This is a genomic window from Leifsonia aquatica, assembly GCF_014190775.1.
In the GTDB taxonomy this organism is placed as follows: Bacteria; Actinomycetota; Actinomycetes; order Actinomycetales; family Microbacteriaceae; genus Leifsonia; species Leifsonia aquatica.
This window is the reverse complement of record NZ_JACHVP010000002.1, coordinates 407,615-419,710: the sequence shown is the minus strand read 5'-3', so window position 1 is coordinate 419,710 and position 12,096 is coordinate 407,615. Positions and strand designations below refer to the sequence as shown.

Genomic DNA, 12,096 nt, shown 5'->3' with positions numbered 1-12,096 from the left:
GGGCGGGTGGCGGCCGTCAGAGGCCGAGCGACTTCTTGATGAGCGCCTCGGGGTCGGCGGTGCCGGCGGCCTGCTCGGTGGCCTCCTGGTTGGCCTCGGTGACGGCCTTGACGACCTCGTCGCGCTGGATGCGGATGCCGCGCGGGGCGTCGATCCCGATCCGGATGCCGTCGCCGCGCGCGTCGAGGATGGTCACGACGATGTCGTCGCCGATGAGCACCCGCTCGCCCGGCTTGCGCGTCAATACCAGCATTGGTTCAGCCTAGCCGGGGACCAGCCGCCGAGGGGTGAGTTGTTGCGGGTATCGGGGCCCGAATACCCGCAACTACTCACACCTCGGGGAACTCAGAGCCACAGGATGGGGCGGGCGAGCGCGGCGAGGCCGTGGGGGCCCGCGGTGCGCCGGGCGCCCGTGGCGGCGATGCCGTCGACGGCGAGCACCGCATCCACCTCGCCGACCCAGCGGCGCGTGTCGTCGGGGCGGCGGGAGACGTCGACCGCCACCCAGACCTGGTCGGGGGCGATGGAGGCGAGGCCCGCGGCGAGCGCCGCCACCGCATCCACCGCATCCAGCTCGACGGGCGCGACGATCGCGCAGCCGCGACGCACACCCTCAGCCCGGGCGGCCAGGGCGGCACGGCGGTCGGCGACGGGATGCACGGCGGCGTCCGCGCCCTCGGCCAGGATGCGGGCGGCCTCCCGGGCATCGCTGCCGAACCCGACGACGATCGTGAGGTCGCCCTTGCCCTGCAGGCGCGCGGGAGGCGGGCCCGCGAGCGCGGCGTCGTCAGCCGATGGCGACGCGGACAGTGAGGCCGCTGAGCCCGGCCCCGTCAGGGAAGGGGCGTCGTCGGCCGACGCGGCACCGGCGCCAGCATCACCATCGCCACCCGCGGCCGGCGCCACGGGCCCCACCGGCGCATCCAGCGTCCGCACGAGGTCGTCGAGGATCGCCTGGAACGCGTGCGAAGACGTCGAGACGGCCGGCGTGATGTCGTCCGTCTCGGGCCCCAACCACTCAGGCCGCGATCGACTCGGCACCTCTCACCACCCCGACGGTCTCGATGTTCGCCTGCACGGCCGTGACCTCCTGATACGAGAGCACGGCCAGCCCGCTGAGCTGCCCGGCGACGAGCCGGCGGATGGCGGGTCGCAGTGCGGGCGCGCACACGAGCACTGCCGAGACGCCGAGGTCGTCGAGCTGGCCGGCGGTCTGCTTCACGGAGGACATCACGGCCTCCAACCGGGCCGGGTCGAGCACGATCTGCGTGCCGAGCTCCGACGGCCGCAGCCCCTCGAGCATCGACTGCTCCAGGCCCGGGTCGATCATGATGACGCGCAGCACGTCGCCGTCGAGATGCGGGGCGACGACCGCAGGCCCGAGCGCCGCGCGGGCGGCCTCGATCAGCCCCTCCGGATTGTTCGAGACCTTCGCCCGCAGCGCGAGCGCCTCCAGGATGCGCGGGAGGTCGTTGATCGGCACCTGCTCGGCCAGCAGCCCCTGCAGCACCCGCTGCACCTCGGCGAGCGACAGCAGTCCGGGGACGAGCTCCTCGACCGCCGACGGGTTGACCTGCTTGACGCCCTCGGTGAGCTGGCGCACGTCCTCCCGGGTGAGCAGGCGCCCGGCGTTGGCGGTGATGATCGACGACAGGTGCGTGATGAGCACCGAGACGCGGTCGATCACGGTCGCGCCGCCGAGCTCGGCGCTGTGCCGCATCTCGCTCGGGATCCACTTGGCCGGGAGGCCGAACACCGGCTCGATGGTGGGCGTGCCCGGGAGGGAGTCGAGCGCGTCGCCGAGCGCGAGCACCCGGCCCGACGGAGCCTGGCCGCGTCCCGCCTCCACCCCGGCGATCTTGATGACGTAGGTGGAGGGGGGCAGCTCGGCCGAGTCGCGCGTGCGCACCGGCGGCACGATCACGCCCAACTCGAGGGCGATCTTGCGCCGCAGCGCCCGCACGCGGGCGAGCAGGTCGTCGGAGGCGCCGCTGACGATGTCGACCAGGTCGGGCGCGAGGGTGATCTCGAGCGCGTGGACGCGCATCTGGTCCATCAGGTCGTCCGTGGTCTCGCCCGTGCCGGCGGTGGCCACGGCCTTCTTGGCCGCCTCCACCTTCTTCTGCTCCGCCTGGCGGGTCTTGATCCGCTGGGCGGCGAGGATGAGGAACGCCCCGACCAGCACGAACGGGATGGGCGGCATGCCCGGGATGAGCGCCATCACGATCGCCGCGCATCCCGCGATCGTCAGCGCGTTGCGCGACTGGCTGAGCTGCCCGCTCGCGGTCGTGCCGATGTCGCTCTCGGCGTTCGAGCGGGTCACGATCATGCCGGTCGAGACGGCCATGAGGAGGGCCGGGATCTGCGTGACCAGGCCGTCGCCGATGGTCAGCAGCGTGTAGGTGTTGACGGCGTCGCCGATCTCCATCCCGCGCTGGATCATGCCGATCGCGATGCCGCCGACCACGTTGATGATGATGATCAGGATGCCCGCGATCGCGTCGCCCTTGACGAACTTGCTGGCGCCGTCCATCGCGCCGTAGAAGTCGGCCTCGGCCGAGACCTCCGCGCGGCGCTGCCTGGCCTGCTCCTCCGTGATCAGACCGGCGTTGAGGTCGGCGTCGATCGCCATCTGCTTGCCCGGCATCGCGTCGAGGGTGAAGCGCGCGCCCACCTCGGCCACGCGCTCGGCGCCCTTCGTCACCACGATGAACTGGATGACGACGAGGATGAGGAACACGACCGCACCGATGATGATCGATCCACCCACCGCCACGTGACCGAACGCCTGGATGACCTGCCCAGCGAACCCGTCGCCCAGCACCAGCCGGGTCGACGCGACGTTGAGGCCGAGCCGGAACAGCGTCGCGACGAGCAGCAACGACGGGAAGACGGAGAAGTCGAGCGGCTTCTTCGCGAACATCGTGGTCAGCAGGATGACCAGCGCGAGCATGATGTTCACGATGATCAGGGTGTCCAGCAGCCAGGCGGGCACGGGGACCACCAGCAGCATGATGATGCCGACGACGCCGATCGGCACGGCGACCTTGGCACCGAGTCCGTTGCTCGACTTCATGTGAGCCCTCCTAGCGGGGTGGGGGTCATCGTGTGGATGCCGGTGGCGGCGCCGCGCGACTTCAGCGACATGACGAACGCGAGCACGCGCGCCACCGAGTTGTAGAGCTCGACCGGGATCTCGTCGCCGAGCTTGCAGCCGGCGTGGAGGGCCCGGGCGAGCGGGATGTCCTTGACGATCGGCACGCGCTCCTCCTCCGCCTTCTCACGGATGCGCTGGGCGATGACGCCTGCGCCTTTCGCGACGACGCGCGGCGCGGACTTGCCGGGCTCGTACTTGATCGCGATGGCGATGTGGGTGGGGTTCACGAGCACGACGTCGGAGCCCCCGATCGCCGAGATCATCCGGTTGCGACTCATCGCGAGCTGCCGCGCGCGGCGCTGCGACCGGATCAGCGGGTCGCCGTCGGAGTTCTTGTTCTCGTCGCGCACTTCGCGCTTTGTCATGCGCGTCTGCTTGCGGTTACGGCGCATGACGACGAGCACGTCGAGGGCGGCGAGCACGAGACCCGCGCCGATCGCCGCCTGCAGGAGGCCGGCCGCACCCGCCTGTGCCGCCTCCAGCAGCGACGACAGCGACAGGCTGCCGGCCATCAGCAGCACGGGCATGAGGCCCTGCACGACGAGGTAGAGGCCGATGCCGACGACGGCGGACTTCAGGAGGGTCTTCGCCCCCTCCCAGAGGGCGCGCATCCCGAACACCCGGCCGATGCCGGTGACGATGTTGAACTGCTCGTACTTGCCCTCGAGCTTCTTGAGGTGCACGCCGCCCTGCGCCGCGGCCGCGCCGATGATCGCGATCGCGGCGACGGCGAGCAGCGCCCCGATGGTGGGCAGGATGCTGGCGAGCCCGGCCCCGAGCGCAGCGACGGCCTTCGCCGGGTCGGGCGACTCGATCACCGAGCGCACCGTGTACATCTGGTCGACCGCGGCGTTCGTGCCGAGCTGGATGGTGAACGGCAGCATGACGGCGGCCGCACCGACCCCCACCCACGCGGTGAGGTCGTTGGACTTGCCGAGGCGGCCCTTCTCGCGGGCCTCCTTCATCCGCTTCTCGGTCGCCTGCTCGGTGCGTTCCTGGGCGTCGCTCACCGCGTCACCCCCAGGATCGTCTTGACCGCGGTGTCGGTCAGACCGGAGACGACGCCCGGCAGGGCGACGACGACGATGCCCGACAGCACGACGGTCAGCATGATCTTCAGCGGGAAGCCGAGCGCGAACGCGTTGAGCGCGGGCGCCACGCGGGTCAGGAGGCCGAGGCCCACATCGGCGAGGAACAGCACGACGATCAGCGGCCCCGCGATCTGCAGGGCCGCGAGGAACATCTGGGTCACCCCGGTGACCATCTCCTTCGCCGGGTCGGCCAGATCGAAGCCTCCCGCGAGCGGGATCGCGTCGAACGTGCGCACCAGGCCGCCGATGATGAGTTGGTAGCCGCCGGAGGCGAACAGCAGGGCCAGGGCGGTCAGCTGGAACAGGCGCGTGAACTGCGCGCCGTTGATCATCGCCTGCGGGTCGAACGCCTGCGCCAGCTGGAAGCCTCCGAACAGATCGATGAAGCTGCCCGCCGACTGGATCGCCGAGAAGACCAGGAACACCAGGAAGCCGAGCGTCGCGCCGACCGCCAGCTCCCGCACCATGTCGAGCAGGAACGCGCCGGTGTCACCGGACTGGTAGCCGGCGCCCACGCGCGGGGCGACCGCGATCGCGAGACCGATCGCCAGCATCCCCTTCACCTGCGCCGGGAAACCGTTGTACGAGAACGGCGGGGCGATCACCAGGAACGCGACCATCCGCAGTGAGGCCAGCGCCACCGCCTCGATCGACGCCAGGTCGATGGGGATGTACATCAGCCACCGCCGAGCAGGGACGGGATCTTCTCGAAGAGCATGTTGGTGAAGCTGATCAGCTCCGCGATCATCCACTGGCCGCACACGAGCAGCGCGATGGCGACCGCCGCGGCCTTCGGCACGAACGAGAGCGTGACCTCCTGGATCTGCGTGATCGACTGGATCAGCGAGATCGCGAAGCCCACGACGAGCGCCGTCACCACGATGGGCGCGGCGAGCTTCGCCGTGACCAGGAGGCCCTGCATGGCGATGTCGAGGACGGCGTTGGCGTTCATCAGCCGCCCCGGTAGCTCGTGATCAGGCTCGTGACGATGAGGCCCCAGCCGTCGACCAGCACGAACAGCAGGATCTTGAACGGCAGCGAGATCATCACCGGCGGCAGCATCATCATGCCCATCGACATCAGCGCCGCCGAGACGACCATGTCGATCACGAGGAACGGCACGAAGATCACGAAGCCGATGATGAACGCGGCCCGCAGCTCCGAGATCATGAACGCCGGGATGAGCGTCAGCATCGGGACGGACGCCGCGTTCTCGGGGTTCGGCCGCCCCGCCGCGCGCGTCATCAGCGCGATGTCCTCCTCGCGGGTGTGCGCCGCCATGAACCCGCGCAGCGGCGCCTCCGCCGCGTGCACCGCCGCCGTGAAGTCGATGTGACCGGCCAGGTAGGGCTGCACCGCGAGGTTGTTGATGTCGACCAGCACCGGGCTCATGATGAACAGGCTCAGGAACAGCGCGAGGCCGGCGAGCACCTGGTTCGGCGGGATCGAGGGCAGCGCCAGCGCGTTGCGGGTGATGGCGAGCACCACGAAGATCTTCGTGAACGACGACATCATCAGCAGCAGCGCCGGCGCGACCGACAGCACGGTGATGCCGAGCAGGGTCAGGATGGCCGCGCTCGGGGTGCCGTTCGGGCCGTTGATGTCGACGGTGATGCCGCCCGTCCCGCCGGGGCCGTTCGGTCCGTTCGGCGTCGGGACGGGAGTCGGCTCGGCGTGGGCGGTGGCGGCGTTCAGCAGCAGGAACGCGGCGGCGATCAGCGCGACGAGCAGCACCGCGACGAGGATGCGCGGGAGGCGCGACGCCCGACGGACCGCCTCACCGGGCACGGGACGCGGGCGCAGGGCGCGCGCGTCGGCGGCGGCCGTCACTTCTTGGGCCGCACCGCCGAACTCGCCTGCCGCCATGTAGCCGGGGACAGGATCGAGCCTTTGAGTGCCTCGTCGAAGAGCGAGGCGCGTCCCTGCGCCGTGAGGAAGTCGGCATCCTGCCTGGAGTCTGTACTGCTGGCCTTGCTGGTGCTGCTGGTGGAGCTGGTGGAGCTGCCGGTGCCCGTCGCCTCGGGCGCGGACTCCGCCGCACCCGGGAGTTCCTTGGCGAACGTCTTGCGCACGGGCCGCAGGGGGCGCACGTCCGCGTCGTGCGGGCGCTCCCCCGTGTGCAGCACGCTGACCTGTCGCTCGGTGACGCCGAGGACGAACCGGTTGCCGTCCACATCCACCACCACGACGGACGCCTTCGGGCCGATGCCCTGACGCCCCACGACGTTCACCGCGTTGGTGCGCCGGGAGGCGCCGCGGCCCTTCGTCACGCGCCGCTGCACGTACCAGAGCACCAGCACGATCACGGCGAGCACGACGAGCACCCGCAGAGCGATGAAGACGGTCTCCACGGCCTACTCCTCCACGTCGTTCGACAGGGAGGGGCGGCGGAGGGTCACGCAGCGCACTATCGGCCGACCTCCCGCACCCGTTAGGCACCTCCCCACCCCGAGATTCGGCACAAATGTCGGGAAAGCGGCGCCGTAAGTCGACATTCGTCACAAATCTCGGGGCCGACACGGGGCAGCGGGCGACAGCGCGGGCGTGGGAGGCTGGCGGGATGAGCGGCACGGACATCGAGATGGCGCGGATCGCCGGCGGCACGGTCACGCTGCACGACGCCCGGCGCAAGCAGCGCTGGAGCGTCGAGCTCGAGCCGTTCGAGATCGGCGTCTTCGCGGTGACGGAGGAGCAGGCGGCCGAGCTCCTCGGGCTGCCGTCCGCGCATCCCCGCCGTCCGGTGACCGGGGTGAGCTGGCTGCGCGCCGTGCGGTTCTGCAACGCCGCGTCGGAGTGGGAGGGGCTCGACCCCGCGTACTCCTTCGACGGGGAGGACGTGACCTGGCACGTGGATGCCGACGGCTTCCGCCTCCCGACCGAGGCCGAGTGGGAGTTCGCGTGCCGCGCCGGCTCGACCGGCGCGCACTACGGGCCGCTGGCCGAGGTCGCGTGGACGAGCGCCGACGGCCTCTCGGCGCCCGCGGACGTGGGCGGCCGCCTCCCGAACCTCAACGGGCTGTTCGACACGCTCGGCAACGCGTGGGAGTGGTGCTGGGACCTGCTCGATCCCGCCCGTTACGACGACTACCGGGTGTTCCGCGGCGGCGGCTTCGCGGATGATGCGTGGAGTGTGCGCGCCTCCACCCGACGCGGCGGCCCGCCGCGATCGACGCACGAGGACGTCGGCCTACGCGTCGCGCGCGGCGGCTTCGACGCCGAGGGCGCGGCTCAGGGCTGGTCGCTCGCGGCCGACCGCGAGCGCGCCGACGTCACCGGCCCGCTGCCTCCCGGCTGGACCCCGCGCCGCTGACCCGTCGAGTACGCATAAAATAGGGCCGCACCCGCCGAGTACGCAGAGAATTCGCGTACTCGGGAGGCGCCTAGTCCAGCTCTTCGGCCGCGTCGAGGATCTTGGTGATGCGCACCGCGTAGTCCTGGTCGACGACGACGATCTCACCGTGCGCGATGAGGCGGCCGTTCAGGAGCACGTCGGCGGGCGAACCCGCGGAGCGGTCGAGCTCGATGACCGCGCCCGGCTCCATCGCGAGCACGTCGCGCACGGCCATGCGGGTGCGGCCGATCTCGACCGTGAGCGCCATCTCCACGTTGCTGATGCGGGCGAGCTTGCCCGAGATCGCGGACGAGTCGGGCGTGCGGTCGGCGAGCGGGGCGCGTCCGCGGATCGCGAACCAGCCGGCCACGCCGTTCGCGCCGTGCAGGGCGAAGACGGTGGTGGAGGCGTCGCCGAACAGCTCCTGCGCATCCTCCACGCGGGCGTCGTCGAGCACGCCGGCGCCGAGGGTGTCGCTCGCGGCCTCGAGGGCCGGCTGGAGCACATCCTGCAGCGCGACGACCGGCGAGCCATCGGCTCCGTCGTCGACGAGGGTCGGGGCCTCGAGCAGCACGACGGCCAGGTCGGCCGAGAACGCGCCGACGAAGCTGGCGACCACGGCCGAGCCGGTCAGACCGCCGAAGCCGCCCGCGGTCTCGAGCAGCGGACTCAGCGGCGCGCCGGTCGGCAGCACGCCCGCGAGCGCCTGGGCGGCCGTCTGGGCCTGCGCGAGGGAGAGAGCGGCGCCGGATGCGGTGGCCATGTTCATCGGATCAGTCCTCTGTCTTCACGATCACGCACGCCAGCCGGGAGCCGCTGGAACCCAGTGCGGCGCCGGCGACGGGGTGTCCCCCGACGGCGAGATCGAACGGTCGGTGGTGCGGATGCGGGAGGGGCAGCAGGTCGCCGACCGCGAGGCCGAGCACGACGCTCGGCTTCACGCTCGCCGGCGTGAGCCGCAGGGAGACGTCGACGGGGACGCGCGCGAGCTGCGCATCCACCAGCTCGCGGGCGTTCTCGGCGCTGTGCGTCGGGTTCGTCTCGCCGAGCTGCGGGAGGAGCACGACGGCGGGGAGGGCGACGGTCGCCTCGGCGACGCTCTCGCCCACGCGCAGTTCGAACGCGGCGACGATCATCAACTCGGCGGTGGCCGCGGCCTGCGCGAACTGCGAGTTGTACTGGATGGCGTCCACCGCGATCGGCGTCGCGAGCAGCGAACCGAGGGAGTAGCGGAGGTCCTCGAGCGCGTCGTCCATCAGCCGCCGCACGAGCGCGTGCTCGATCTGGGTGAACGTCCGCTCGTTCGGGACCGGGACGCCCGTCCCGCCCAGCATCGCGTTCACCCACGAGAGCGCCGCGACGGTCGGGAACTGGATCACGCACTTCGGCGCCAGCCCGTCGAGCTCGCACAGGACCATGGCCGTGGTCGCCGGCAGCGACGCCGCGTACTCGTCGTACGTCTGCATCTGCACCGACATGCACGTCACCTGGCTGAGCACGCGCACCTTGGCGGTCAGCTGCGTCGCCCACTGCCGCGCGAAGGTCTCGAAGGCGAGCTCCAGCACGCGCGAGTGCTCCCGCGCCAGCGTGGTCGGCCGCCGGAAGTCGTACACCGGCGCCTCGGACGCGAGCGGAGCGGTCGGAGCGGGCAGGGAGGTCACGAGAGGGTCTATCGGCAGATCCGGGGCGGCCGTTAGCGCCTGTGCGCATCCTGTGCGCCCTCTAACGCAGACGCCCCCTCCGCCGATAGTTCCCCTGTGACGGCTCACCCGGAGCCGAGACCAGGATTCGCGCCCATGATCGTCGTCACCCGATTGAACGACAGCCAGTTCGCGGTCAACCCGGATCTGATCGAGCGCATCCACGCCAGTCCCGACACGACGCTCGTGATGGTGGACGGTGCGAAGTTCATCGTCACGGAATCGATGGCCGAGGTGATCGAGAAGATCGCCGCCTACCGGGCCCGCGTGATCGCGCTGGCCCACGACCTGCCCGCCTCCGGCCCCCGACCGGTTCCGACCCCCGCCGAGCAGCAGGAGGGCCTGCGGGCCGTCCCCCTGCACGCACGCAAGAAGTAGCGAGGAAGAACCCCCATGGATCCGGCAACCATCATCGGCATCGTCCTGGCGTTCGGCTCCGTCGTCGCCATGGTGACGCTGGAGGGCGGCCACCTGACCGCGCTCCTGCTGCCCGCCCCGATGGTGCTGGTGTTCGGCGCGACGATCGCGGTCGGCATCGCCAGCGGCACGATCAAGGACTTCCTGATCGCGGTGAAGGCGCTGCCCAGCGCCTTCCGCGGCAAGATCGAGCCGCCGGAGCAGGTGATCGACGAGGTCGTGCGCCTGGCCGAGACGGCCCGGTCCAACGGCCTGCTCGCCATGGAGCAGGAGGCCGAGGGCGTCACCGACCCGTTCCTCAAGGGCGCGCTGCAGAACATCGCCGACGGCACCGACGGCGACGAGCTGCGCATCCTGCTCGAGGACGAGATCGCGACGCGCTCCAAGCAGAGCCGCGTCGCCGCCAAGTTCTTCTCGTCGATGGGCGGCTACGCGCCGACGATCGGCATCATCGGCACCGTCGTGTCGCTGACCCACGTGCTCGAGAACCTCGACGACCCCGGCCACCTCGGCCCGATGATCGCGAGCGCGTTCGTCGCGACGCTCTGGGGCCTCCTGTCGGCGAACTTCCTGTGGCTGCCGATCGGCGCCCGGCTCCGCCGCCTCTCCGAGCTCGACGTCGAGCGCATGAACCTGCTGATGGAGGGCGTGCTCGCCGTGCAGGCCGGCAGCCAGCCCCGCCTCCTCGGCGAGCGCCTGCGCGCGATGGTCCCGGGCGGCGCCGAGGCGAAGAGCGGCAAGACCGAGAAGGCGGCGAAGGCCGCGGCCAAGGCTCCCGCCGAAGAAGCGGCCTGACGTGTCCGCCCGTCGCCGGCGCAAGCAGGAGGAGCCGGAGGAGCACGAGAACGAAGAGCGCTGGATGGCGTCTTACATGGACATGGTCACCGTGCTCATGTGCATGTTCATCGTGCTGTTCGCGATGTCGACGGTCGATCAGAAGAAGTTCGAGGCGCTGAAGAACTCGCTGGCGACCGGTTTCGGCCAGGTGAAGACCGAGAAGGTCGACACGGCCAGCGGCGTCGTGGTCCCGCCCGCGCAGGTGGATCAGAAGGGCGACACCACCGACCTCCAGCTCGCCAAGCAGGAGGCGCAGAACCTCGAGCGCATCCGCGACGCCATCCAGGCCGCTCTCACCCGGGACGGGCTGCAGGATGCGGTGCAGATGAAGATCGACGCCCGCGGCCTCACGATCGGGCTCGTCGGCAGCTCCACCTTCTTCGACTCCAACCATGCCGAGCTGAGCGACACCGCCGTGCGCGTGCTCGACGACATCGGCCCGGTGATCGCCCCCGAGGTGTACCAGGTGTCGGTGGAGGGCCACGCCGACGTGCGCCAGCCCGGCGCCCCGTACCCGACCAACTGGGAGCTCTCGGCGGGCCGTGCGACCAGCGTGCTGCGCCACCTCGTCGAGTCCGACGGCTTCCCCGCCGAGCGCATCGCCGCGGTCAGCTTCGGCTCCGCCCGCCCGATGGCGAACGCCACCGGCACGACCGATCAGGATCTCGCCCTCAACCGGCGCGTGGATGTCGTGGTGCTGTCGGCACAGCCGGACCGCATCCGCGAGCTCATCCCCCAGGCGCTCCAGTCGGGCACCACCCCCGCCGGGACCACGACCGGCGGCTGACGCCTCCTGCAGCGGCGCCTACCGCAGCGGCGCCGGCCGTACTCGCACCGGCGCGAGCCACGCGGCGACGATGACCGCGGTGATGGCTCCCGCGCACATGATGGCCGCCAGTACGACGACCTGGAACCGTCCGGCCTCCAGCGGCGACACTCCCCCGAAGATCGCGCCGACGAACGCTCCCGGCAGCGTCACCAGACCGGTCGTCTTGGTCTGGTCGACCGAGGGGATGAGCGCCGAGTAGACCGCGGTGCGCGCCTGGTGCAGCGTCGACTCCCGAGGGGTCGCGCCGAGGGCGAGCCACCCCTCCACTTCGTCCCAGTGGTCGTCGACGGCCTCGGTGAATCGCCGGCCCGAAAGGGTCGCGATGCTCATGGCGTTGCCGATCACGATGCCGCCGATCGCCAGCGCATAGCGGGCGCTCAGCTCGATGGCGCCGGTCGCGAAGACGACGACGGAGGTCACGCCGACGCCGATCGCCATGGCCGACGCCATCATCGCGGCGTGGCCGGCGGTCCAGCCGACCCGTCGCGTCGCGGTCACCGCCGCGACCGAGAACATGACCAGCAGGGCGAGCGACACCCAGAGCGGGCTGGTGATCACACCGGACAGCACGACGCTGATCACCGCGAGCTGGGCCGCGCCGCGGAGGATCGCCAGCACCGGCGCCCAGCGGTGCGGCACCCGGTAGACCGCGAGCACGGCGGTCGCGATGAGCGCGAGCACCGCGACGCCCAGGAGCGTCGGGGCGAGTTCGCGGACGATCGGCACGACGCGAG

15 protein-coding genes are annotated in these 12,096 nt (G+C 71.1%); 4 read left to right on the top strand and 11 right to left on the bottom strand.

Features of this window, described 5'->3' with window-relative positions; all coding sequences use genetic code 11:
• Positions 1-16: 16 nt before the first annotated feature.
• The 8 genes from FHX33_RS11965 to fliO form a co-directional block, all read right to left on the bottom strand.
• On the bottom strand, positions 17-253 hold the full coding sequence (locus FHX33_RS11965) for a carbon storage regulator (RefSeq protein WP_021763348.1): 237 nt from the start codon (positions 251-253) through the stop codon (positions 17-19).
• Positions 254-345: 92 nt separating this feature from the next.
• Positions 346-1,014 (bottom strand): hypothetical protein, encoded by a 669-nt coding sequence (locus FHX33_RS11960; protein ID WP_221209570.1) that lies wholly within the window; start codon positions 1,012-1,014, stop codon positions 346-348.
• A 4-nt stretch (positions 1,015-1,018) separates the two neighbouring features.
• Positions 1,019-3,076, bottom strand: a complete 2,058-nt coding sequence (locus FHX33_RS11955) for a flagellar biosynthesis protein FlhA (RefSeq protein ID WP_021758876.1) — start codon at positions 3,074-3,076, stop codon at positions 1,019-1,021.
• Positions 3,073-4,167 carry an EscU/YscU/HrcU family type III secretion system export apparatus switch protein gene (locus FHX33_RS11950; RefSeq protein ID WP_021758878.1) on the bottom strand — a complete coding sequence of 365 codons (1,095 nt, stop codon included), beginning with the start codon at positions 4,165-4,167 and terminating at the stop codon, positions 3,073-3,075. Before FHX33_RS11950 ends, FHX33_RS11955 begins: the two co-directional genes overlap by 4 nt.
• A complete protein-coding gene (locus FHX33_RS11945) occupies positions 4,164-4,925 on the bottom strand; it encodes a flagellar biosynthetic protein FliR (protein WP_021758880.1) in 762 nt (253 codons plus the stop codon). Before FHX33_RS11945 ends, FHX33_RS11950 begins: the two co-directional genes overlap by 4 nt.
• Positions 4,925-5,200, bottom strand: a complete 276-nt coding sequence (locus FHX33_RS11940) for a flagellar biosynthetic protein FliQ (RefSeq protein ID WP_021758882.1) — start codon at positions 5,198-5,200, stop codon at positions 4,925-4,927. The genes FHX33_RS11945 and FHX33_RS11940 overlap by 1 nt, the downstream gene beginning before the upstream one ends.
• Positions 5,200-6,114 (bottom strand): flagellar type III secretion system pore protein FliP, encoded by a 915-nt coding sequence (gene fliP / locus FHX33_RS11935; RefSeq protein WP_183428547.1) that lies wholly within the window; start codon positions 6,112-6,114, stop codon positions 5,200-5,202. The genes FHX33_RS11940 and fliP overlap by 1 nt, the downstream gene beginning before the upstream one ends.
• Positions 6,075-6,599 carry a flagellar biosynthetic protein FliO gene (gene fliO, locus FHX33_RS11930; RefSeq protein WP_021754836.1) on the bottom strand — a complete coding sequence of 175 codons (525 nt, stop codon included), beginning with the start codon at positions 6,597-6,599 and terminating at the stop codon, positions 6,075-6,077. The genes fliP and fliO overlap by 40 nt, the downstream gene beginning before the upstream one ends.
• 209 nt (positions 6,600-6,808) lie before the next feature.
• On the opposite strand from fliO, the gene FHX33_RS11925 reads away from it, so the two are divergent.
• Positions 6,809-7,558, top strand: coding sequence for a formylglycine-generating enzyme family protein (locus tag FHX33_RS11925; RefSeq protein WP_183428545.1), 750 nt, complete (start codon positions 6,809-6,811; stop codon positions 7,556-7,558).
• Between the two features lie 70 nt (positions 7,559-7,628).
• Here FHX33_RS11925 and fliN read toward each other — a convergent pair whose 3' ends face one another.
• Both fliN and FHX33_RS11915 read right to left on the bottom strand, forming a co-directional pair.
• Positions 7,629-8,348, bottom strand: coding sequence for a flagellar motor switch protein FliN (fliN, locus tag FHX33_RS11920; protein WP_179700734.1), 720 nt, complete (start codon positions 8,346-8,348; stop codon positions 7,629-7,631).
• Between the two features lie 4 nt (positions 8,349-8,352).
• Positions 8,353-9,240, bottom strand: a complete 888-nt coding sequence (locus tag FHX33_RS11915; protein WP_183428543.1) for a FliM/FliN family flagellar motor switch protein — start codon at positions 9,238-9,240, stop codon at positions 8,353-8,355.
• Positions 9,241-9,375: 135 nt separating this feature from the next.
• Here FHX33_RS11915 and FHX33_RS11910 point away from each other — a divergent pair, with 135 nt between their 5' ends.
• Genes FHX33_RS11910 through FHX33_RS11900 form a run of 3 tightly spaced genes read left to right on the top strand, consistent with a single transcriptional unit; the run spans position 9,376 to position 11,320 of the window.
• Entirely contained in the window at positions 9,376-9,657 is a 282-nt protein-coding gene (locus tag FHX33_RS11910) for a flagellar FlbD family protein (RefSeq protein WP_021762677.1), read from the top strand.
• Between the two features lie 15 nt (positions 9,658-9,672).
• Complete coding sequence (locus tag FHX33_RS11905; RefSeq protein WP_021762676.1) at positions 9,673-10,491, top strand: motility protein A; 819 nt, start codon at positions 9,673-9,675, stop codon at positions 10,489-10,491.
• 1 nt (position 10,492) lies between these two features.
• Positions 10,493-11,320: an OmpA/MotB family protein gene (locus FHX33_RS11900; protein WP_021762675.1), complete on the top strand. Its 828-nt coding sequence runs from the start codon at positions 10,493-10,495 to the stop codon at positions 11,318-11,320.
• Positions 11,321-11,338: 18 nt separating this feature from the next.
• On the opposite strand, the gene FHX33_RS11895 is transcribed toward FHX33_RS11900, so the two are convergent.
• The gene (locus FHX33_RS11895) at positions 11,339-12,088 is read right to left on the bottom strand and encodes an ABC transporter permease (protein WP_039921946.1); all 750 of its coding nucleotides are present in this window, start codon (positions 12,086-12,088) and stop codon (positions 11,339-11,341) included.
• Positions 12,089-12,096 lie beyond the last annotated feature (8 nt).